Below are 22,371 nucleotides of genomic sequence, written 5' to 3'. Positions count from 1 at the left end.
CAAAAAAAATGACAGCGACAGTCCCTCGTGTATGCATCACGGAAAAAGCAAAAGAGGTAATCGACCGGCTACGAAAGCAGTACGGTTCGGAGTTGATGTTTCATCAAAGCGGCGGTTGCTGCGATGGTTCGGCACCCATGTGTTTTGAAAAAGGGGATTTTAAAATCGGTTCCCAGGATATTTGGATGGGAAAGGTGTACGGATGTGATTTTTTTATGAATGCGGATCAATTTGACTACTGGAAACATACCCAATTGACGCTCGATACCACGCCGGGACGGGGAAGCAGTTTTTCCCTGGAAATTCCACTTGGGATTCGGTTTTTGATTCGGTCCCGCTTGTACGCGGAGGAGGAATTAACCCGGCTTAGTCCGATAAAAACAGGCGAAGAACTATTGGAAGAGGGCTTGATTTAGTTATCGTGTCCCCCGGCTTCGTTCAGGGCGTTGGACAAGTAGTAGGTGCCGGAGACGACCACGCTGTCCCGAAACAACCCCTCGTCCGGGTTGAGGATGGCGGTATACCCCATGGCTTCTATGCCCGTGCGCACCTGCTTGCGCAGGTATTTGCGTTGCGCATCCCCGCTTTCCTGCAGGACAAATAGAAAGGTTTCGCTTCCCTCGTGCACAATAGCGCCGGAAGGCACCGACCAAATGGAGTCCTGATTCACCACCACGTAACTGTTGATGTACATACCGGGAAGAAACGAGGGGTTTTCGGTGTCCATGTGTGCATGTACCTGCACAAACCGTCCGGCCGGGTCGATGGTGTTTCCCTTTCGGTACACCTCTCCACGAAATAGTTGCTCCTTAAAATCCGGTAGGGTAAAAACCACCGGCTGCCCCTCTTTTATTTTGGGAATGTCTTGTTCAAGAACCTTCATTTCTACGTGCAGGTGCTCGCTGTTAATTACTTCCATCATTACTTCGTTTGGGGCACTGTGTTGCCCCACTGAGGTCTGCAGCATAGCAATTTTTCCAGTGATCGGACTTTTGATCTGAATTTTTGGCGCCAGGGTACCTTCCTCCAGGGCCGGTAGGTCTGCACCCATCAGTTGCAGGTTACTTTCCAGCGCGGCTTTTTGCCCGCGGGCCGATTGAAAGGCCGCCCGGGCTTCTTCGAATTCCCGTTGGGAAGAAATATTGTCCGCTCGCAGCGACTGCTTTCGCAGAAAGTCACTTTCCAGCGCAGCTAGCTGATTTCGGGCTTCCAGATAGGCCTGCTGCATGGCCACATACTCCGGGCTGGAAGCGGTTACCAGCACCTCGTCTTTTTGGACTTCATCGCCCACGATTACGTGAATTTTTTCGACAAATACCGTAGCAAAGGCGTTTACACTGGCCTTGTACTGGGGAGGGGAGTCGATAAATCCAGGCGCCTTTACGAGATCAGCCAGGGGTTGTTTGACAAAATTCCCCAGGCGAATGCCGGTAATGACCTCCTGTTCGGGACTGAGCCAAACTTCGGACTCGCCGGTTGCATCTCCGGATTCGGAAGCTTCCCCGGAGGAAGGAGGGGTGTCGTTGCAGGCCATAAGTCCGCTGACAAGAAGAAGAAAGAGTAGGCTTCGGATTTTCATGGCAGGGTGAAATAGTGAATATCAAGTAGTGTTTGGTTGTAGGCGTTCCGCAGGTCCAGGTGGTTCATTTCAATCTCGGTGGCGTACTCCAGGCTTCGGATGAACTCCAGGTAGTCGATTTCACCGCTATCGAAACTCGTTTGGGCGGTGCTGACGATTTCTTTTGCCAGGGGAAGGGCCTCCCGGTTGTAATAGTCCAACTCATTGAGCTGCTTTTCGAGAAGCGATTTTTTCTGGTTTAGGGCAGATTCGTAGCGCATGCCAAGGGCGTCGATTTCGTTTTCGGACCGGTAGACGGATACCCGTGCAGCCTGTACCCGGGCCCGGGAGGGGCCAAACCACAGCGGCAGCTGGATTCCCGCCTGGTAGCCAAAAAAGCCACTGACGCCATCCACTTTTTGGAACATGTATTGCAGGTATAGCCCGGGCAGCAATTTGTTTTGCATTTGCCTGGTTTCCGCCGCAAACCGTTCCTTTTGATGGCGCAGGTAAGCGTAGGAGGGATGGTCCTCCAGTTGGGGTAGGGTGGCCATGTCCAGCGTCAATTCCGGAGCGTTTATCCGCAAGGTGTCGGAGGTTTGCACGATTTCCTGCACCTGTTGGTAGGCAATGTGGATATCCTGATCCAGCTGGGAATAGTTGAGCCGAATTTTTTCAGATCGGGCCTTTGCCATCACCATGGCCAGCTTGTTGGTCATTCCGGAAGCATAGCGCTTCTCGGAGGCTTGGTACAGGTTTTGGTACAGGGAGTCAAAACCTGCGTATTGGCGTTTCTTTTTTACCAGGTAATCCAACTGGTAAAAGGCCTTGTACAGGCGCTTTTTCAAGGCCAGGGTCCGCAGGCCGTAGCGGTCTTCTTCCAGCAGCAGGTCCTTTTCCAGTACTTTTTTTCGTGCGATATAGACGCCTGGAAAATCCAGGTACTGCTGAAATCCAAAAGAGTTGACCCCATCTCCCTCCAGGTTACGCTGGTTTTCTTCCGTCCCGACAAAGAACAGGGAAGGGGCGATGTCCCATCCGGTCCGAGTCAAAACGGCGCGGTTTTCTACCGACAAACGGGCAGCGGCCAGCTCGTAGTTGTTTTCCAATGCCATGGCCCAGGCTTCTTCCGGACCAATGGCCTGTTCCTGTGCCGGACTCAGAAAGGGAATTCCAAACAGCAGGACCACTGCAGTTAGCGCTTTACCTGGGCGAAAACCCCGAATTTTTTTGGATTTTACCACGTAATACACCACCGGAAGCACGATTAAGGTCAGAAAAAACGCGGTGATCAGGCCCCCGATCACCACGGTAGCGATGGGTCGTTGCACCTCGGCCCCTGCAGAGGTAGATAGGGCCATGGGAATAAAGCCCAGGATATCCGTGGAGGCTGTCAGGAGCACGGGACGCAAGCGGTTTTTGCAGCCCTTCAGGATGCGTTTGTGGATATCGGTTTCCCCATCGGATTCCAGGTCATTCAGGTAGCTGATTAGCACAATGCCGTTGAGCACCGCGATGCCAAACAGGGCAATAAATCCGATCCCTGCCGAGATGCTGAAAGGCATGTCCCGGATCCACAGCGCCACAATCCCCCCAATTACTGCCAGGGGGATGGACAAAAAGACCATAATGGTTTCGGAAACGGAATGAAAGGTAAAGTAAAGCATGATGGCAATGAGTAAGAGGGCCAACGGCACCACCTTTATGAGCCGGTCCCGGGCCTGATTCAGGTTTTCAAACTGCCCGCCATAGGCGATGGAGTAGCCGGTGGGCAAATCCAATTGCGCGTCCAGCAATGCCTGTATATCGGTTACGATGGATTCCACGTCCCGTTCGCTGGCGTTTAGACTCAGCACAATGCGGCGTTTGGTGTCGTCCCGGGAAATTTGAGCCGGGCCGGACTGAAAGCTAATATCGGCGACCTGCTTCAATAGGATTTTCTCTCCATTTGGCAGGGGTAGACTCAATTCTTCCACCACCTCCGTACTCACCGTTTCCCGATCCAGCCGCAAGACCAGGTCAAATCGGCGCTCCTTTTCGAAAATGGTTCCCACCGCGCTACCCGCAAAGGCCGTGCGAATTACCTGATTGACATCCGCAATGGACAGACCGTACAGGGCCAGTTTGTCCCGATTGTACCGGATGGACACCTGTGGCAGGCCTACCAACTGTTCCACTTTGATGTTGTCGATGCCTTCCACGTCGCGAATAATGGAGGCGGCTTCCAAGCCGTAGCGGTAGAGGGTTTCCAGGTCTTCCCCAAATATTTTGATGGCCAGGTCGGATTGCACCCCCGTGAGCAGTTCGTTGAAACGCATTTCGATGGGCTGGGTAAACTGGTAGGTGATTCCCGGCAAGACCGATAGTTCGGCGGTCATCTGATTGGCCAAATCGGCCTTTCCCTCAGCCCGGGACCAATCGCCTGGCTCGCGTAGCTTGATGATAATGTCCGACATCTCCATGGACATGGGATCCGTGGGTATCTCGGCAGCCCCGATTCGGCTGACCACTTGCTCCACCTCATCGGGAAATTTCTCCAGCAGTATGGACTCGATTTTGGTGGTGATTTCAATGGTCTGGGCCAGGGAGGTACCCGGCTTCAGTACGGGTTGGATCACGTAATCTCCTTCGTCCAGCGTGGGCAAAAACTCTCCTCCCAGCCTGGAAAAGACAAACAGGCTGCTTCCAAATGCAATCAGGGCCGTGATTAAGACAAACTTCGAATGCTTCAGGGCCCGGATCAGTACCGGCTCGTACCAACCGTGTACGGTGCGGATAATCCGGGCAGATAGCGTCTCGTTTTCGTTTTTGGAGGGTCGGACAAACAAGGCGGCCATTACAGGTACATAGGTCAGGCAAAGAATCATGGCCCCGGCCAGGATAAACATAAAGGTCAGGGCCATGGGTTGAAACATTTTACCTTCCACTCCGGTAAAACTCAGGATGGGGATAAACACGATCAGGATGATGATCTGCCCAAAAATGGCAGCGTTCATCATCCGGTTTGAGCTATCGATGACCAATTTATCCACTCCCTCTTTTTGGGCTTTTCCGGTCAGCCCGGGGAATTTTTTTCCCATTTGGTACACCACGTACTCCACCACCACTACCGCTCCGTCAATCAGAATTCCGAAGTCAATGGCCCCCAGACTGAGTAGGTTGGCATCTACACGAAAAAGGCTCATCAGTGAGATACCAAAAAGCAGGGAAAGCGGGATAACCGAAGCCACCAGCAAACCGCTGCGAAAGTTGCCCATCAGCACGACCAAAATAAAGATCACGAACAAGGCACCCAGAATGAGGTTTTCCTGGATGGTGGAGGTGGTCTTGTCGATCAATACGGAGCGGTCCAGGAATCCGTTAATGTAGACTCCTTCCGGAAGGATTTTTTCAACCTCGGCTATGCGTTCCTTTACGTTTTTGATAACCGCATAGGAGTTTTCTCCTTTCAGCATCATGACCTGCCCCAGCACTTTTTCTCCTTGCCCGTTGCCCGTAATGGCACCAAACCGGGTGGCGTAGCCAAAGCGCACCTCGGCCAGATCGGCAATAGTCAGGGGTACCCCGCCCCGGTTGGTCACTACGATTTTCCGGATGTCTTCCAGGGATTGGATCATTCCTTCCCCGCGAATAAAGTAATTGGTTTGGTTTTTTTCCAGGTAGGCGCCGCCGGCATTTTCGTTGTTATCCTGCAGGGCCTGCAGGACTTCGAGCAGGGAGATATCCATGCTGCGGAGTTTTTCGGGCTGCATGGCTACTTCGTACTGCTTGAGGTAGCCGCCCCAGGTATTGATTTCCACCACGCCCTCGATGCCAGTTAGTTGCCGCTTTATCAGCCAATCCTGGATTTCTCTCAGGTCCATTACCGAATAGCGGTCTTCGTAGCCCGGGCGGGTTTCCAGCGTGTATTGGTAGATTTCGCCCAGTCCGGTGGAAATGGGAGCCATCTCCGGGCTGCCAAAATGTGCCGGAATGTCTTTGCTGGCCTGTGCCAGTTTCTCGCCGATCAATTGCCGGGGAAGGTAGGTCCCCATTCCCTCGTCAAAAACCACGGTGATGGTCGATAGGCCGTATTTGGAGACCGAGCGAATTTCTTCGACTCCGGGCAAATTGGCCACGGCAAGTTCGATCGGAAACGTGATAAATTGCTCCACCTCCTCCGTGGCCAGGTTTCGGGCCACGGTGATGATCTGAACCTGATTGCTCGTGATGTCTGGAACGGAGCCAATGGATAGGCGCTGAAAAGAAAAAAGCCCCCAGATTACAAGAGCCAGTACCGCCAGAAGAACAATGAATTTATTTTTTACGCTAAAAGCGATTATCCGATGGATCATTCAGTAAGGTATTTCATGCAAGGTAAAAATAGTTTACCGTATTTCCCCGAGTTGATGGCATGATAGATATCATTGTTCGTAAACTATTTCCCCGTCGATTACGGTCATTTGCACCTTGGTTTCCAGCAGTTCCTGCTCGGGTATTTCCATGATGTTGCGGTCAAAGACCACAAAGTCGGCCACTTTGCCCACTTCCAGACTGCCTTTCATGTTTTCTTCAAATGCCCCATAGGCAGCATCCAGGGTATAGCTGCGCAGGGCCTGTTCCCGGGTCATTTTTTGATCCGCCTCGTAGCCTTCTTCCGGGCTGCCATCCAGGGTTTTTCGGGTAATGCTGGCATAGAAATTCGCCAACGGGTGGATGGGTTCCACCGGTACGTCGGTACCGTTGATGATGGGTACGCCGGATTGCAGCAAGGCCTGCCACATATAGGCCCCTTCCTTGATACGCTTTTCGCCGAGGCGATCAATGGCCCAGGGTCTGTCCGAAGAGAGGTGAATGGCCTGCATGGCCGGCAAGACGCCCAGAGCGGCAAAGCGTGGAATGTCGTCCGGGTGTAGGTGCTGGGCATGTTCGATACGAAAGCGGTGGTCGACCCGTTTGTCAGAAAATTCTTTCAGGGCAGCCTGGTACCGGTCCAGGACTTCCTTGTTGGCCCGGTCTCCGATCGCATGGGAGCAGACCTGAAACCCTTTTTTCAGGGCTTTTTTGGAAACCTCGTAGACGTATTCCATGGGCAGGGTCTCGTGGCCAAAATGGCCCGGTCGGTCGGTATAGGCTTCCAGGAGCCAGGCCCCTCTGGATCCCAGCGCCCCGTCGCAACTCAGTTTGATCGAGCGGAAGGTGAGCAGGCTGTCGATTTCCGGCCCTTTTTCCAGCCATTCGTTCAGAAATTCCTGATTGCTTCCAGCCAGCATGGCGTACATGCGGATTTTCATTTTTCCGTCTCGCTTCATTTGCCGGTACAGATCCACGGTTTTGGAACCAATGCCCGCGTCGTGAAATCCGGTGATGCCGTGCCGGTGGCAGGCCGCCAGTGCCAATTCGAACGCCTGCCGGTCTTTTTCGGGGCTATTGGCGGGAATGTGCCGGCTGATCAAACCCATGGCGGTTTCATTGAATAAGCCAGTGGGATTGCCGTTTTCATCCCGGAGGATTTCGCCGCCTTCCAGCTGCTCCGATTTGGGTAGTTGCTCCTTTCCCAGGGACATCAGTCCAGCCAATTCCATGGCCCGCGCATTGGCAAAGCCGGCATGCCCACTGGCATGGTACAAAAACACGGGGTGATCGGGCGAAGCTTCGCTTAGCGCCTGATGAAGGGGAAAACCGGCCACTTCCTTTCCCGGAGATTCGGTCCACTTGCTTTGGTGCCAGCCCCTGCCGGTGATCCACTCGCCTGCCGGTGTTCGCTCGGCTGCCTCCTTTACCCTAGCAACGATTTCCTGAAAGCTTTTGGTAGCGGATAAATCCAGGTTTAATTCATTATAACCCAATCCCATAAAGTGCCCGTGCCCCTCAATCCAACCGGGAGTCAGGATGTTGCCTTGCAGGTCGATCTGCTCCGTTTCGGGTCCGATAAATGGCTGTATGCCATCCAGGTCGCCCACATACACGATCCGATTCCCTTGAATGGCAAGGGCTTCGGCGGTCGGCTGCTGTTCGTTTACGGTGTAGAGAATGCCGCCCGTAAAGACCCGGGTGGCGGTTTCCGGGGATCCGGAACAGGAAAGCAGTAAAAGGGCCGAAGCAAGGGTGAATAGTGCATGTAATTTGGTTGTCATGGTGGCGTGAACGTTTGGTAGGAATAAAGGGGAATTAAAAGCTGTATTCTTTCTCAACTTTGCAAATACGTATGGTGTAGTGTTGGTACCATTTTTCCCGGCCCAATTGCTGAGCCATGCGGTGGCGGGCTTCTTTTTTCCAGGCAGCGATGGCCTCCAGGCTGTCCCAGTAGCTTACCGTGATGCCCAGGCTGTCTCTCGCGGACTCATGCCCCAGGTATCCGGTTTGGTTCCGTACCAGGTCTTCCATCTCCTGGGCCATATCCACATAATCCTGCCCTGCTTCGGGCTGTTTGATGCTGGTGAAAATGACCGCATAGTAAGGGACAGTAGGCATGTCTGGGAGTCGGGGTTGCATAGAAAAACCGGCGATTTCGGCTTAAATATAAAAAAAATTGCCAAACTGAACAGTGCTAAGATACGATTCGGGGATTTTCGGATGGAGCGTTTCTCTGTTTGGTATGCTGCAAATCATGTTGGAGAAGCCTTGGAGGAGCGGCAGGTAGTCAGCTTTCCGGTATTCCATGCCCTATTTCTAGAAACAATTTCCTATGTCCGGTATGCAAAGCAATTCTGTCCGTTTTTGAACAATTAGAATCACTGTTCCAATAGCTTCATGGAGGAAAGTACGCCTAAATCCATCGATTGGGAGAGGTTTCGAAAATTGGCATCGGTTTGGATTACGTGTCCTTTAAAAAAAACCAATCGTTTCAATAACGTTACAAAATGAAAAAACTACCTAAAAAACCGGGAAAGAAAATCTGGCAGTTTAATTTTCCTTCCACTAGAAACGCGCCAACTGCCGGATTACTGGTATTCGCTATTTTTTCTCTCACGTCTTGTTTGGATGCCCAATTAGAAACCGTTTCCGATATTGAGGAGAGTTTTGCGGAGATCACCTCCGTCGAGGTTGACGCCGGTTTCCTTCCCGCAACGTACCTGGGCAATCCGGACCTGGAGGAGGTATCCCTGGACGCATTGCTTCGGTCCACCTCAAACGGGGGGAAAAATATTTCCTATCGGGTGGAGGGTGAGACACTGATTGTCCGTCTGGAAAGTAACGGGCTGGGTTTCGGCCGGTCTGAAGGACACATACGACTTACCGGTCCTACCGACCTTTCCTTGCGAATGCATGCCGGTTCCGGTACCGTGCGTGCCGAAAACGTAATCGGTGAACACATCGATTTGGAGGTGAATTCCGGCCGTGTTCACGCCAAACACCTGGAAGCACCCGAGTTGTACCTCGCTGCAAGTTCCGGTGAGGTAGTCGGCGAGTCGCTCAAGGGAGAAACGGTTGCTACCGTTTCATCGGGTAAAATAATCCTGAAACAGCTGGAGGGAGATCTGAATGCAGAAACATCAAGTGGAGCGATGGAATTGGAGGGGATCAATGGCCTGGTACATGTCACATTGAGTTCAGGAAAAATTGATATGGATGGGGTGCAAACGCTGGGCAGGGTACATCTCAGCTCTGGAAAGGTATCCGGGAGGAATATTGGATTGAGCGAGCACACGTCTTTCAAGGCTTCCTCCGGAACGATATCACTACAGACCCATAGCGACCTCCGCGCATTCAATTACGACATCCATACCGGCAGCGGAAGGGCCAGAATTGGCGAAAGCCAATCCTCCGGTATCCTAAAAATCGACAATGGTTCGCCCCATACCATTAGGGGAGAGGTTAACTCCGGTACCATTACGTTGGTAAACTAACGCCTTTTTCAGGAGCTACACCTGTTACTTAAATTTGGCAGCCACGGAACCAACCGGGCACTACAAGCCAGTTTTTCAGAAGCCAATAGCCAACACACGCTGTTTCGGCTGCTGGCTTTTTTGGGTTGCAAGCTGTGGAAGTCAATAATTCAACAGAAATCGCTGTAGCTACACCGATGGCAATTTGGTAAGGGGTTGTTTTTTTAGTGGGCGTTGGGTTATTAACGGCAGTTTTTGAAATCCTCTCAGTAAAAATCAATCTGCATTGCGGTTTTTATTGCCTGAAACTGGATTTTTCCCTAATATTGAACACGGGTAGCAACGGTCCGAAATCATCCACCCTAAAGCGGTGGTTGTCATTTTTTGGCCGCTGCCTGTAAACCTTTAACCACCAATCATGCAAAAATTACTGCTAGTAGTACTGGCCCTTTCTTTTTGGACCTGCCAGGAACCGGTCGGAACGGAAATCCGCAGCCTGGAAGATCGGGCAGCGCAGGTGACCATCATCCGCGACGATTACGGAATCCCCCATATTTACGCCAAAACAGATGCCGATGCCGTTTTTGGCATGCTCTATGCCCAATGCGAAGATGATTTTCGCCGGGTGGAGCGAAATTACATCTGGGCGACCGGCAGGCTGGCCGAATTGGAAGGAGAAGAGGCCCTTTACAGCGATTTACGCGCCCGGCTGTACATGACCGAAGCGGAAGCAAAAGCGGCCTACGAAGCAGCCCCTTCCTGGCTGCAGGAATTGTGCGATGCCTTTGCGGACGGGGTCAATTACTACCTCGAAACCCATCCGGAGGTAGAACCCCGGGTGCTGACCCACTACCAGCCCTGGTTTCCCATGTATTTTAGCGAAGGGTCTATTGGCGGAGACATCGAACGCATTTCCACACAACGCATCCGGGCATTTTACGAAGAGCAACAAGGATTGGCCTACAGCGAATTTGGCGACGGCTTGCTCCATCCGGATCCCTACGAAGAACCGAGAGGTTCCAATGGCATAGCCATCGCTCCGGAACGGAGTGCCAGTGGCCATGCGCTATTGCTAATCAACCCCCATACCTCGTTTTACTTTCGCCCGGAGATACATGTGGTGAGTGAGGAAGGGCTCAATGCCTACGGGGCCGTTACCTGGGGTCAGTTTTTTGTGTACCAGGGCTTCAACGAAAAAACAGGCTGGATGCATACCTCCACCCGCCTGGATTTCATGGATGAGTTTATGGAAGAAGTAAGGGAAACCGAAGATGGCTATGAATATGCGTACGGAGAGGAGTGGAGAGCTGTAGAAGAGATCCCTGTCACCTTAAATTACTCCACATCGGATGGCTTGAAGGAAAAAACCTTTACCATGTACCGAACCCACCACGGGCCGGTCACTCACCAACTGGACGACAAGTGGGTGGCAACCAAAATCAACTGGGATCCGGTCAATGCGCTGATCCAAAGTTTTACCCGTACCAAATTGGATAATTACGAGGCTTTCGAAGAGATGATGGCGATCCGGACCAATTCTTCCAACAATACGGTTTTTGCCGATGCCTCTGGCAATATTGCCTATTTTCATGGCAATTTTATTCCGAAAAGAGATACCTCTTTTGATTTTTCGAAGCCGGTAGACGGCAGCAATCCCGCTACGGATTGGCAGGGGCTGCACACGGTGGACGAAAGCATTGTGATTCATAATCCGGAAAGCGGCTGGATACAAAACTGTAACTCCACGCCCTTTACGGCGGCAGGGCCTTTTAGTCCCAAGAAAGAAAACTACCCCTATTACATGGCTCCAGATGCCGAAAACTTCCGGGGCATCCATGCAGTAGACTTGCTTTCCGAGGCCAGCGAGGTTTCCCTGGACGATTTGATTGCGCTGGGATACGATTCCTATTTGCCTGCATTCGCGTACCTGGTACCGCTTCTGGAGCAAGCCTACGAAACCGTTGGCATGCCGCAGGGAGAAACCGCCCAGGCATTTGAGCTATTGCGGGAATGGGATTACCGCACCGGAGAAGCATCCGTGGCCATGAGTCTGGGTCATTTTTACGGCATGGCTTTCGCCCGGTTGATTGGCAGCCCCTATGCCTTGATCCCGTTTAATCAACAGGATGGTACTGCCCTGGATCTCCAACCGGAAGCGTTGGTGGGGGCGTTTGAACAGGCGCTCGCGCAATTGGAAGCGGATTTTGGCACCTGGAATATCCCCTGGGGTGAAATCAACCGCTTTCAGCGGCTCAGTGGAGATATTGACCTGGCCTACGATGATTCCCTGGAAAGCCTTCCCATCGGACTGGCCTCGGGCCGCTGGGGTGCCCTGGCCTCATTTGGCGCCAGTGCCCGCGAAAACACCAAAAAACTGTACGGCTCCTCCGGCAATAGCTTTGTGGCGGCGGTAGAGTTTGGCGAAAAGGTACGTGCCAAAAGCCTCCTGGCCGGAGGACAAAATGCGGATCCAACTTCTCCCCATTTTGACGATCAGGCCGAAATGTACGCTTCCGGAACATTCAAAGAGGTGGCCTACTACCGGGAGGACGTGGAATCCAGAGCGGAGGAGACCTATCAGCCCGGTAAGCGGTAGCCTGCTGTCCGGTCGTTGCTGATAAATCTCAGGAAAATTCAAGGCCGCCGGGATGGGTTTTCTCTGTATCTTTTCGGAGATTTACCGAGCGTAGGCCCTGAGCGAAGTAGCACGTTCTCGGTTTGCAGGGGGAAAGCAGGCACAAGCCAGAGTCCGCCTGGGAGAGGCGTTTGTTTGTTGCCGAAAGGGTGAGGCACGGCTCTACTGAAACGGACGGCTGTGGTAGAAAAGACCAGTTTATTAAAAAAAATAGACGATGGACGTAGAGATTTTATCCCGCATTCAATTTGCGTTTACGGTAGCCTTCCATTACATCTACCCGCCGCTTAGCATCGGTTTGGGTTTGATCATGGTGATCATGGAATCCTGGTATCTGAAAACGGGAAACAAGGAATACGAAATCCTGGCGAAGTTTTGGACCCGTATTTTTGCGCTCACCTTCGGTATTGGCGTGGCCACAGGTATCGTCATGGAGTTTGAATTTGGCACCAATTGGGCCACCTACTCCCGGTACGTGGGAGATGTATTTGGGAGTGCCCTGGCGGCGGAAGGAATTTTTGCCTTTGCCCTGGAAAGCGGTTTTTTGGGGATCTTGCTTTTCGGCTGGAACCGGGTAAAACCCTGGGTGCATTGGGTGGCTACCCTGGGTGTATTTTTGGGCTCCATGTTCTCGGCGGTTTGGATCGTGATCGCCAACAGCTGGCAGCAAACACCGGCTGGGTACCACGTGGTGGGAGAGGGGATGCAGGCCAGGGCCGAGATCACCGATTTCTGGGAAATGGTATTCAACCCCTCCAGCATGGACCGCCTGATCCATACCTGGCAGGGTGCTTTTCTGGCAGGGGCCTTTTTGGTGCTAAGCGTGCATGCCTACTACCTCCGCAAGGGGCGGTTTGTGGATATCTCCAAGAAAGCCTTTCGCATCGCTTTGGTAGTCGCTACCGTTTTTTCCCTTTCCCAGTTGGTTTCCGGCCACAGTTCGGCCAATGGGGTGGCAGTAAATCAGCCCGCCAAGCTGGCGGCTTTTGAAGGACATTTCGACGCGAAGGCCCCCGGAGACATGTACCTATTTGGATGGGTAGACAAAGAATCGCAACAGGTGTGGGGAGTAAAGGTGCCTGGAGGGCTCTCCTTCTTGCTGGATTACCGATTCGATACACCGGTTACGGGTCTCAATGCCTTCCCGGAGGAGGACCGCCCCTCGCAGGTAAATGCCGTTTTTCAGTTTTACCACATCATGGTATCCATCGGGATGTTTCTCATCGCCCTGACCCTGTTTGCCTGTTACAAATGGTTGCGGGGTGATTTGTTTGCGAGCAACCGCCTGCTTTGGGTATTTTCCTTTTCCGTTATTCTGCCCCAGATTGCCAATCAGGTGGGCTGGTTTGCCGCAGAAATGGGCCGGCAACCCTGGGTTGTGTACGGTCTTTTGCGCACCAGCGATGCACTCAGCAAGTCCGTGACTGAAAATCAGGTGCTTTTTTCATTGATTTTGTTTTTCCTGGTGTATACCTTACTACTGTTCCTGTTTTTGTACTTGTTGAATAAAAAGATAAAACATGGGCCCTACGACGAAAAAGACGACGATGACCGTCCGTTTCAGCGGGAAGTGGCCCAATCCTTTTCCACACCAAAAAGCTGATCCATGGAAACATTAGCCGGTATTGACTATCCCACTCTTTGGTTTCTTGTTGTTGGCGGCCTTTTTTCGGGCTACGCCATTCTGGATGGATTTGATTTTGGTGCAGGCGCCTGGCACTTGTTTTTTAAAGAGGAAAAAAGCCGGCGCCTGGCGCTGAATGCAATCGGTCCGGTATGGGATGGAAACGAGGTTTGGCTGGTTATCGGAGGGGGAGCCCTTTTCGCCGGGTTTCCGGTGATGTATGCTACCTTGCTGTCCGGTATGTACGTGCCTTTTATGCTGTTCTTGGTATTTATTATTTTTCGGGCCGTATCCATCGAATTCCGCGGAAAGGAAGAGATGGCCTGGTGGCGAAAGATGTGGGATATCTCCTACTCCCTGTCCAGTATCGTTTTACCCTTTTTACTGGGAGTGGTCCTCGGAAACGTGCTGCTGGGGCTGCCAATCGGGGAAAATTTTGAATACGAGGGCGGGGGCTTATTTACTTTCCTCAATCCTTTTGCCTTAATGGTGGGGATCTCTACCCTGGCGCTGATGATGAGCCATGGGGCCATTTACCTGCTGCTGAAAACGGAAGGCAGGATGTACGCCAAACTGACGGTTTTGCTCAAAAAGGGTATGATTTTCTTTATGGTGAGTTTTGGCATCACCTCGCTATACACGCTGATCTACATTCCGCATCTGTCGGATACCTTTCGGAATCAGCCCGTTTTGTTTGTGGTACCGCTGCTGGTATTTTTGAGCATTGCCAATGTGCCCCGCCTTTCAAGCAAGAAGAAATACGGACAAGCATTTTTGTTTTCCTCCCTGACCATCAGTTTGTTGCTGGTGTTGGTAGCCATTGAGTTGTACCCCAATCTACTCGTCTCCACCCTGGATCCCCAATACACGATTACCGTTTACAACGCCGCCGCCTCGGATAAGTCCCTGGGAATCATGCTGACATTTGCTGCCATCGGCACACCCTTGGTTATCGGCTATACCACTTTTGTGTACCTTACTTTCCGGGGAAAGGTGAAAATCGACGAAATGAGCTATTGACCTCTTTCCCTCGTTTTTCCTGCCAATTCGGAGCGAAGCGCATGGAATTTACCGGTAATTGAAGTATATTTCCCCTGGAAGACCGGTCGCCTTCGCGAATACCGGCCCTGTAAATCGGGCGGTTAAATCGACACGGTTTGCTTCCGTTGACTTGTCGTAACCCAAATCCCAAGAGACCATGAAATGCCGATTGCTTTTATTTTTGTTTGCCCTTTTGTCCCTCCCAGTCTGGGGGCAGCACCTGGATATTAAAAATCCGGGGCTGCTGGAATTGATTGCAGCGGATGCATCCATTGAGAAACTAGCCGACGGCTTTCGGTTTACCGAAGGGCCCGTTTGGAACAAGGAGCAGGGTTACCTGCTTTTTAGCGATATTCCTGCCAATACCATTTATCAGTGGATCCCTGGTGAGGAAGTACGCCCGTTTCGGACGCCGAGTAACAATGCCAATGGCCTGACCTACGATGCGGAAGGGAATTTACTGATCGCCGAACACAGCGGCAGAAAGATTGCCCGGCTTAGCCCGGATGGGGAGTACCAAGCCCTGGCGCGGGAATTCAAAGGTATCCGGCTCAACAGTCCCAATGACCTGATTGTCCACAGCAACGGTGCCATCTACTTCACCGATCCCCCGTACGGCTTGCCGGCGGGTGCCAGCGATACCCTGGGTATCTTTGGTGTGTACCGGTACCACAAGGGAAAAATCAAGCTATTGGTAGAGGACTTGTACCGGCCCAACGGCTTGGCCCTGTCGCCGGATGAGCGCACGCTCTACGTGGCCAATTCGGACCGGCCCAAAAAGTACATGAAATACCCCGTCAGTAAAGGAGGAAAGGTGGGCAAGGGAAGCTTGTTTTTCAATGCATCCAGCCTTCCCGGAAACGGAAATCCGGATGGAATCAAAGTAGACGCGCTAGGCAACCTCTTTGCTACCGGGCCGGGCGGGGTGCTGGTATTTGCCCCTAACGGACGCCTGCTGGGGACCATCCGCTTTCCGGAGACCCCTTCCAATCTCGCTTTTGGCGGACCCGAGGGCAAAACCCTTTTTGTAACGGCACGAACCGGACTGTATGCGGTGGAATTAAACGTAGCAGGAAATAAGTAAACCATGAAAGAGAATAGACGGAAATTTATCAAGCGTTCTGCCCTCGGCGCAATGGTAGGGATGACAGCCTTTACGAGCGGATCTCGGGGAAATGTGGTGGAAGAACGACGCCGACAGGAAGAAGCATTGGACCGAATTTTGGCCGAACCGGTTTTGCGTCTGGATGCGCTGAAGGATCCGGTATGGATTGAGACGGTAGAATTGCTGCGCAAGGGAGACAACTTTATCTGCCGCGTTCGCTCCAAAGCGGGTGCCGAAGGGCTATCCGTAAGCAATAACATGCAGATGAAGCACCTGTACCCCATTTTTGTCAACCGCATTCAGCCCTTTTTTATCGGTAAGGATGCCCGGGAATGGGAAAAGCTTTTGGAGGAGGTGTACGTGTACCAGAGCAATTACAAGCTGCAAAACCTGGCATTCTGGGTGCCCTTGGCCACCTTGGAGTTTGCCATTCTGGATTTGTTGGGAAAACTGGCTGGAAAAAGCATGGGAGCCCTCCTGGCAGAAACCATCTACCATCCGGAGATCGCCGTGTACCAGGCCAATAATTACCGGGGCAAGTCGGCCGAAGCGTCCATTGACCTGATTGAAAAGCAAGTCCGGGAAACCGAAGCGCGTGCGCTGAAATTCAAGGTAGGAGGGCGGATGAGTCACAATGCCGATTTTCCTCCGGGAAGGACCGAAGCACTGATTCCGCTGGTGCGGGAGCGTTTTGGTCCGGAGATGACGATTTATGCCGATTCCAATGGTTCCTATACCGCTGATGAGGCCATACGTATTGGGAAGATCATGGAGGAGTATGCCTATGATTTTTACGAGGAACCCGTGCCGTTTGACTGGTACGAAGAGACCAAAGCGGTCTGCGATGCTGTAAACATTCCAGTAGCCGGTGGGGAACAGGAGCCCAGCCTGCATGGTTTTCGCTGGCTGATCAAGGAGGATGCCCTGGATATCGTGCAGCCGGATATTTTTTATTTTGGGGGAATGGTTCGCTCGATGAAAGTGGCCAAAATGGCGGCGCTGAAAGGAAAACCCTGTACGCCCCATATTTCCGGTTCGGGCCTGGGTTACCTGTACATGATGCACTTTGTATCGGCTGTTGCCAATGCCGGGCCGTACCACGAATTCAAGGGTTTTAATAATGACATTCCCCTGGAAAGTCCTAGTTCCAGCCTTTCCAGCAAAGGCGGCAAAGTGACCGTTCCGACGGGACCGGGGTTGGGCGTAACGCTGGATCCGAAGTTTGTGGCGGAGCACCGGGTGGTAAGGGGGTGAAGCCGGTAGGTTTGCCGGGAAAAAAGTAAAAGATGGTATCGTTACCTTTGGCCGCTAATTAGAACAATAAATGCTAATCCGTATAAAATGAACCAATACCTATTGAATGGCAAATTGACCGCAAAGCCCGGACATCAGGACGCACTGGCTGCGATTTTATTGCAAGCGTCCCATTTGGTGGCTACCGCCAAAGGATGCCGGTTATATGTAATCGGAACCGACAAAGCGGATAGCCATTCCGTATACGTTACCGAAATCTGGGACAGCAAAGAGGACCACGACCAATCCCTAAACGTAGAAGGGGTACGGGAACTCATCATGAAGGCCATGCCCCTACTGGACGGGCCGCCAGCCAAAGGGCAGGAGCTGGAAATTATTGGTGGAGCGGGGGTTTGAGGTGGCGTTCGGAAGCAGTATATAGCTAACGGAGCGGTGGGTCTCTGGTGATTTGAGTGAGCAGTACACGTCTCTATAATTGTCTTCTTCAAACAATAGATACCCTCCGGTGAATGCCATTGTCAATTTCAATGCATGCTGTTAATGAGATGATGAAACCAGACCATCGAAATCATCCCAGCTTGGAAAGGACATCTTTGGGATCAGAATCGGCGGATTCTTTGAAACATTGGCGCACCGAAAGCACTAGCGTTTGAAAGTCGAGTGGGGACGACCTGGGGAAATGAGCAGCAATTGTGACTGGGGCCGGGCCTTGCGTATCCTAAATTTTTGGCAAAGCGCTGGCATGTGAAAAACCGGTTTGTTTTTTGCTTCAATCTCCGAAATGCTTAATTTGTCGAACAAAACCAGGGAATGCGTTGGGTTACATAGTCCGTATACACGCAACTCTCCTTCCAAGACATAGCTTTATACTGACGTAATGCACCATTCTAAAACAGAGGGATATAAGTGAAAAATGAGGGTTTTTGTAAATTCGTTGAGGATTTATCCACAAAGCATATGTTTAATACAATCGAAATTGACAGGAATAATCTGACAATAATGGGAGTGAAGTTTTCAGATTTAAAGATATTAGAAAGGACAGCAAATGCTTTAGGAAGTAATATGTTTGAAGGTTTTAAACCAACACCAAAAGGGGTTGAAATAATTAGAGATTATGTAATAGGCAAAATTTCATTGAGCGAATTGGTGAAGTTTGCAGAAGAAAAGGCTTATGTCTGATTCTTTTTGATGGATCGGTATGTCAAACTTGTTCAACTAAATGATACATTTGGTTTATTAGAATATCCTGTACACACAGGAGAAAATAAAAATACGACATCCAACAACCCAAACATTAACCTTGCCTTCGATTCCTCAGGCACGTCATGTATGCCCCCGTTGGAATAGGAGTGGTTTTGGTTCGTTTTTTTGCTTTACAGATTGTGGAAGGTCAAAAATAGAATGCTATGCGAAGGCATCACCAACTCCCCGGCCTGCACATTCTTGCCCTGGATTTCAGGTAAGGTATCATCGGATTTGAGTTGAAGTACTTCCCCATTCAGTTTGACCTCTTTGGAAAGAATGTCATCGGCCGTGAGCAGGTACTGCACGGCATCCGCTGGAATACGAAAGGAGGTCTCGGTGTCTTTTGGATTTACCAACAGTACAGCATAGCCATTGGGAGCATTTTTCAAATTGTGCACAAATAGGTCTGGTCCATCCATAGAAGCTGTTACATCGTATACCTTTTCTCCCATGAATTTACTCCACAATAGAGCGGCCCAGTAATTAGGCCGTGGATCGTGGGTGCCCTGTTCGAGTAAGGCATATTCACTAGCCGCCAAGGTATTGTGCATGACCACCTGAACGCCTTCTTTCGCCAGTCTCCCCAACTGTTCCAGGTAGCGGAAGCTATCGATATAGGTAGCTGCCCAGGGATTCCCGCCACAGGCCGCTTCGGCGGTTTCGGTCAACCATAGGGGAGCATTGGGCAGGTATTGGTCTCGGGCTTCTTCATAATAGGCAAGTCCTTCCTCGGTCTTTGAAAGCCATTCCTCGCTCAATGCATTTTCCGGGGTAAGTTGGCCCATGCATCGTTGGGAGACACCTCCGTAGTAATGGTAGCTAAATATGTCAAATTCCGGCGCCGGACTGGCCGTAAGAATTTTATCGGTGGTCAGGGTTGAATCAATTCCCGGGATGATTCCCCCTTCACCGGTCGATCCGGGCCCCATGATTTTCATCTCCGGCGCCGTTTGGGATACGAACGCTTCGAAAGCCGCGAAATCTTCCGCGTACCGCGCCGCGTCATATCCCTCGGGTGCGCCGCCATGGCTGGCATGTGAAGGTTCATTGAACATCTCCGCAGCATGGATCTCCCCACCGATTGAATGGGTGTAGTCCAAAAGTGGCGCTGCCTGTGCAGCCGTCCAGTTCCCGTTTACATCACGTATTCCTTCACTATTGGCAAAAGAGGTAACCAATTTGGCATCCATGGCCTTGCAAAAATCGATGACGCCTTTCCATTCAGCCCGGGTCAATACATTTTCATAGCCTTCGGGTGCCTGGCTCATTTTCGGCGCGTCATTGTCCTGAAAATACGTGGTGTTGGCCCAGGTGCCGCTTACCCGAATGTACATGGGGCCGAGCCCCTTTGCAAGGGTACGAAGTTTTTTATCGTATAGGTTGATGGAGGGGATGCGCTGCTTGAGACCAGCAAAACCAAGGGCCCGAACTTTCGCCGTATCAATTTGACTGTAGGGTACCCAGAAATCGCCACCGACCACTTCACACATCTCTACATTGATCGATTGGTAGCGTTCGTCTACTTCGGCAATCTGCTCCATTTCGGAAAAGTCAAAAAGAGCAGAAGTTTCCACTGTCTCCTTTTCGCTGGCACAGGAAAGGCTTAGCCCAACGAGCAGTACAGGCAGGTATTTTGGTATCGATTTCATAACGACGCATTTGATAAGGAATCAAAAGTATCCAATTTTTTTATTGTATAAAAAAATATACAATATATTTTATATTTTTTTACTAATATTGCTATCAATCACAGGAGCACGCTTGGTTTACTCGGAGTAGCTTAGAGCTATTAAATAATTGGCACCATTTACTGGTATTCGTATGGACGTTTTGAGCGATAAAAACTATATTCCACAGGTAGCGATCGATTGTGTCATCTTTGGTTACGAAAACCGCCAATTGAAGGTGTTGCTTTCCAAACTGGCCTTCAAGGGCAATTTTTATGCGCTTCACAGCGGCTTTATTAAGCAGGAAGAGGACCTCGATGAGGCCGCGAAGCGAATTTTGGAAGACCGAACCGGTTTTCAAGATATTTACCTGGAGCAGTTCAAGGTTTTTGGAAGGGCCGACAACAAACGGAAGCAGTTTTTGGATGCGCTGATACAATCCAATTATTCCGAAGACCGAAAATTTCTTACGGAGACGAACAATTCCAATGCGTATGCCTGGTTTACAAAGCGTTTTATTTCCATTGGTTACTATGCCCTGGTGGATATGAAACGAGTCAGTCCCAAACTGACGCAGTTCGACGTTTCGATAGACTGGTGTCCCATACAGGAAGTACCCGAACTGATCATGCACTACGACGAGGTGTTTCAGGAAGCATTAGCGGCGCTCCGGACAGACATTGATCATAAATTCAATGCCTTCAATCTACTTCCCGAGAAGTTTACCATGAAAGAAGTGCAACAAATTTATGAGACGATATTTGAAAAGGAATTTACCCGCAGCAACTTTCAAAAGAAAATTTTGGATATGGATGTACTCGAGCGTTTGGAAAAAAGGTTAACCGGAGCGAAGAACAAAGCTCCTTATCTCTATAGACTGAAATAGCAGAACTGACATTTTTGGGAGGAGAATCCCTTCCTTTCTTACCCCCAAATAGAATAAAAAGAGATAACTAAATTGGTATGAGATGAGAAGAAGAGAGCGGCGAAGGAATGAGAACTTTGGATTTCTGAACAGGACCGCTGAGGTTTTTACAACCTCGGTGGTCTTTCGTTTAACTCTTTAAAAACTTTTCCCCAGGCTGATCCCCACTTTGAATGGGAAAAAACGGGTGGATTTTTCTGCAAATTCAGAACCTTCAAAATTAAGCATAGGGGTGTAACCAGCCCTGAAAAAAAATCCACCCTCTGGTTTTTGATACCTGTAGCCGATTCTCATGGTTATAGATCTATCCCAAAAACTACCGATGACGTATTTTTACCACCCCCTGTCTCCCCCTCCTGAAAACAGGAAGGGGCCCGGGGGGAGGTGATTTGATGCTATTCTTTATTTTTTTAACATTTTGATTTTTAAATTAGGTCGAACTCACGTTACTTCCCGAAAAATAGAAGCCGATTATCCTTGATTTCCTATCCGAAATCCTTATTTTGGTTATTGAAAACCGAGAGTCGGGTAGCACATGGTTTGTGTGCAAGCAACCATCCTTTTGAGATAGGGATAGTAGCCACCACTTTCTGATCAAACACCGGCAACGAAAAAAGCGGCAATACTATTACGAATGATATACGGGAGATTGCTGATTAATGGACTATTCAACGCTTCGGATAGGGAATTTATTGACAAATTCCCCCAGCGAAAAATAATTTACACTTTAATCCTGCAAGCGCATGGAAGAAGACGTTCAAGATACGATATGGCCGATGCCAAAGTTTTACTTTACCGTCACCTTTGATTCACTGGAAAAAGCAGTTGTTTTTCAGGAGGTTACCGGTCTGGATACGGAAACGGACATCATCGATTACCGCCACGGTGATTTTTCTGTGATCAAAATGCCGGGCATTGGCAGGATAGGCACGGTAACACTACGAAAAGGGATTTTTCAGTCCGATACCCATTTCTATGCCTGGTACAATGCCATTCGAATGAATACGATTAAACGAGAAACGGTATCGATTCGATTGTTAGATGAGAACGGTCACCCATCAATGACCTGGAATTTACAGAATGCCTGGCCCACTAAAATCACAGGTACTGATTTAAAATCCGAAGGCAATGAAATTGCGGTCGAGTCCATGGAGTTGGCGCACGAAGGATTAACGATTGTGAATGGATAAAATGTGGTTTTTGGCTTTTTGACGATGACACAGTGAATCGGCACTAAAAGATACTACATACCTTTTAGAAGTGCTAGAACCCTGAGAAAGAGCTACGTTTGTAGCAGTCCATCTACCCGGAGTGTTTACCGACGGTATTGATTTTTACCCGAAAGGATTTGGCGCGCCATTTTTTTTAAAATTATACCCAAAAAGGCTTATTAGACGGTTTTATTCCCGATGATGCCGCAAAGGGTATTTTGATCCATTCCGCCCAACAGGCGATGGACATGTTGGTCAGTCTTTTAGATGCCCCTTGCGCAAGTCGATGCTGACTGCT

Annotated in this window: 17 protein-coding genes; 11 read left to right on the top strand and 6 right to left on the bottom strand. The window is 50.5% G+C overall.

All coding sequences use genetic code 11. The features are described from left to right. The first annotated feature begins 8 nt into the window (after nt 1-8). A complete protein-coding gene (locus tag BMW71_RS18405; protein WP_092177417.1) occupies nt 9-416 on the top strand; it encodes a DUF779 domain-containing protein in 408 nt (135 codons plus the stop codon). Here BMW71_RS18405 and BMW71_RS18400 read toward each other — a convergent pair. The 4 genes from BMW71_RS18400 to BMW71_RS18385 form a co-directional block, all read right to left on the bottom strand. Beyond that, nucleotides 413-1,579, bottom strand: coding sequence for an efflux RND transporter periplasmic adaptor subunit (locus tag BMW71_RS18400; RefSeq protein ID WP_092177415.1), 1,167 nt, complete (start codon nt 1,577-1,579; stop codon nt 413-415). The genes BMW71_RS18405 and BMW71_RS18400 overlap by 4 nt on opposite strands. Then, entirely contained in the window at nt 1,576-5,892 is a 4,317-nt protein-coding gene (locus tag BMW71_RS18395; RefSeq protein ID WP_092177413.1) for a CusA/CzcA family heavy metal efflux RND transporter, read from the bottom strand. The genes BMW71_RS18400 and BMW71_RS18395 overlap by 4 nt, the downstream gene beginning before the upstream one ends. A gap of 69 nt (nt 5,893-5,961) precedes the next feature. Then, nucleotides 5,962-7,674 carry an amidohydrolase gene (locus BMW71_RS18390; protein WP_092177411.1) on the bottom strand — a complete coding sequence of 571 codons (1,713 nt, stop codon included), beginning with the start codon at nt 7,672-7,674 and terminating at the stop codon, nt 5,962-5,964. A 34-nt stretch (nt 7,675-7,708) separates the two neighbouring features. Then, nucleotides 7,709-8,032 carry an antibiotic biosynthesis monooxygenase family protein gene (locus tag BMW71_RS18385; RefSeq protein ID WP_244891219.1) on the bottom strand — a complete coding sequence of 108 codons (324 nt, stop codon included), beginning with the start codon at nt 8,030-8,032 and terminating at the stop codon, nt 7,709-7,711. Nucleotides 8,033-8,400: 368 nt separating this feature from the next. Between BMW71_RS18385 and BMW71_RS18375 the strand changes: the two genes are divergently transcribed. Next, nucleotides 8,401-9,387 carry a DUF4097 family beta strand repeat-containing protein gene (locus tag BMW71_RS18375; RefSeq protein WP_092177407.1) on the top strand — a complete coding sequence of 329 codons (987 nt, stop codon included), beginning with the start codon at nt 8,401-8,403 and terminating at the stop codon, nt 9,385-9,387. Between the two features lie 28 nt (nt 9,388-9,415). Here BMW71_RS18375 and BMW71_RS23575 read toward each other — a convergent pair whose 3' ends face one another. Continuing rightward, entirely contained in the window at nt 9,416-9,646 is a 231-nt protein-coding gene (locus BMW71_RS23575; protein ID WP_143057680.1) for a hypothetical protein, read from the bottom strand. Nucleotides 9,647-9,784: 138 nt separating this feature from the next. On the opposite strand from BMW71_RS23575, the gene BMW71_RS18370 reads away from it, so the two are divergent. From BMW71_RS18370 to BMW71_RS18340, 7 genes are all read left to right on the top strand, one after another. Further along, nucleotides 9,785-11,962: a penicillin acylase family protein gene (locus tag BMW71_RS18370; protein WP_092177405.1), complete on the top strand. Its 2,178-nt coding sequence runs from the start codon at nt 9,785-9,787 to the stop codon at nt 11,960-11,962. A gap of 256 nt (nt 11,963-12,218) precedes the next feature. Continuing rightward, nucleotides 12,219-13,604 (top strand): cytochrome ubiquinol oxidase subunit I, encoded by a 1,386-nt coding sequence (locus BMW71_RS18365; protein WP_092177403.1) that lies wholly within the window; start codon nt 12,219-12,221, stop codon nt 13,602-13,604. 3 nt (nt 13,605-13,607) lie between these two features. Continuing rightward, on the top strand, nt 13,608-14,645 hold the full coding sequence (cydB, locus tag BMW71_RS18360; protein WP_092177401.1) for a cytochrome d ubiquinol oxidase subunit II: 1,038 nt from the start codon (nt 13,608-13,610) through the stop codon (nt 14,643-14,645). A 178-nt stretch (nt 14,646-14,823) separates the two neighbouring features. Beyond that, the gene (locus BMW71_RS18355) at nt 14,824-15,750 is read left to right on the top strand and encodes an SMP-30/gluconolactonase/LRE family protein (protein ID WP_092177399.1); all 927 of its coding nucleotides are present in this window, start codon (nt 14,824-14,826) and stop codon (nt 15,748-15,750) included. A gap of 3 nt (nt 15,751-15,753) precedes the next feature. Further along, nucleotides 15,754-17,025: a mandelate racemase/muconate lactonizing enzyme family protein gene (locus BMW71_RS18350; RefSeq protein ID WP_092177397.1), complete on the top strand. Its 1,272-nt coding sequence runs from the start codon at nt 15,754-15,756 to the stop codon at nt 17,023-17,025. 87 nt (nt 17,026-17,112) lie between these two features. After that, on the top strand, nt 17,113-17,421 hold the full coding sequence (locus BMW71_RS18345) for a putative quinol monooxygenase (RefSeq protein ID WP_092177395.1): 309 nt from the start codon (nt 17,113-17,115) through the stop codon (nt 17,419-17,421). 510 nt (nt 17,422-17,931) lie between these two features. Further along, nucleotides 17,932-18,204, top strand: coding sequence for an antitoxin VbhA family protein (locus tag BMW71_RS18340; RefSeq protein ID WP_244891218.1), 273 nt, complete (start codon nt 17,932-17,934; stop codon nt 18,202-18,204). A gap of 194 nt (nt 18,205-18,398) precedes the next feature. Here the strand turns inward: BMW71_RS18340 and BMW71_RS18335 are convergent, their stop codons facing one another. Then, a complete protein-coding gene (locus tag BMW71_RS18335) occupies nt 18,399-19,919 on the bottom strand; it encodes a glycosyl hydrolase family 79 N-terminal domain-containing protein (RefSeq protein WP_092177391.1) in 1,521 nt (506 codons plus the stop codon). Between the two features lie 172 nt (nt 19,920-20,091). On the opposite strand from BMW71_RS18335, the gene BMW71_RS18330 reads away from it, so the two are divergent. Further along, on the top strand, nt 20,092-20,823 hold the full coding sequence (locus tag BMW71_RS18330) for an NUDIX hydrolase (RefSeq protein ID WP_092177389.1): 732 nt from the start codon (nt 20,092-20,094) through the stop codon (nt 20,821-20,823). A 782-nt stretch (nt 20,824-21,605) separates the two neighbouring features. Then, the gene (locus BMW71_RS18325) at nt 21,606-22,052 is read left to right on the top strand and encodes a phage tail protein (RefSeq protein ID WP_092177387.1); all 447 of its coding nucleotides are present in this window, start codon (nt 21,606-21,608) and stop codon (nt 22,050-22,052) included. Nucleotides 22,053-22,371 lie beyond the last annotated feature (319 nt).

Source organism: Cyclobacterium xiamenense, assembly GCF_900109255.1.
Taxonomy (GTDB): Bacteria; Bacteroidota; Bacteroidia; order Cytophagales; family Cyclobacteriaceae; genus Cyclobacterium; species Cyclobacterium xiamenense.
This window is presented reverse-complemented; position numbering and strand designations above follow the sequence as displayed.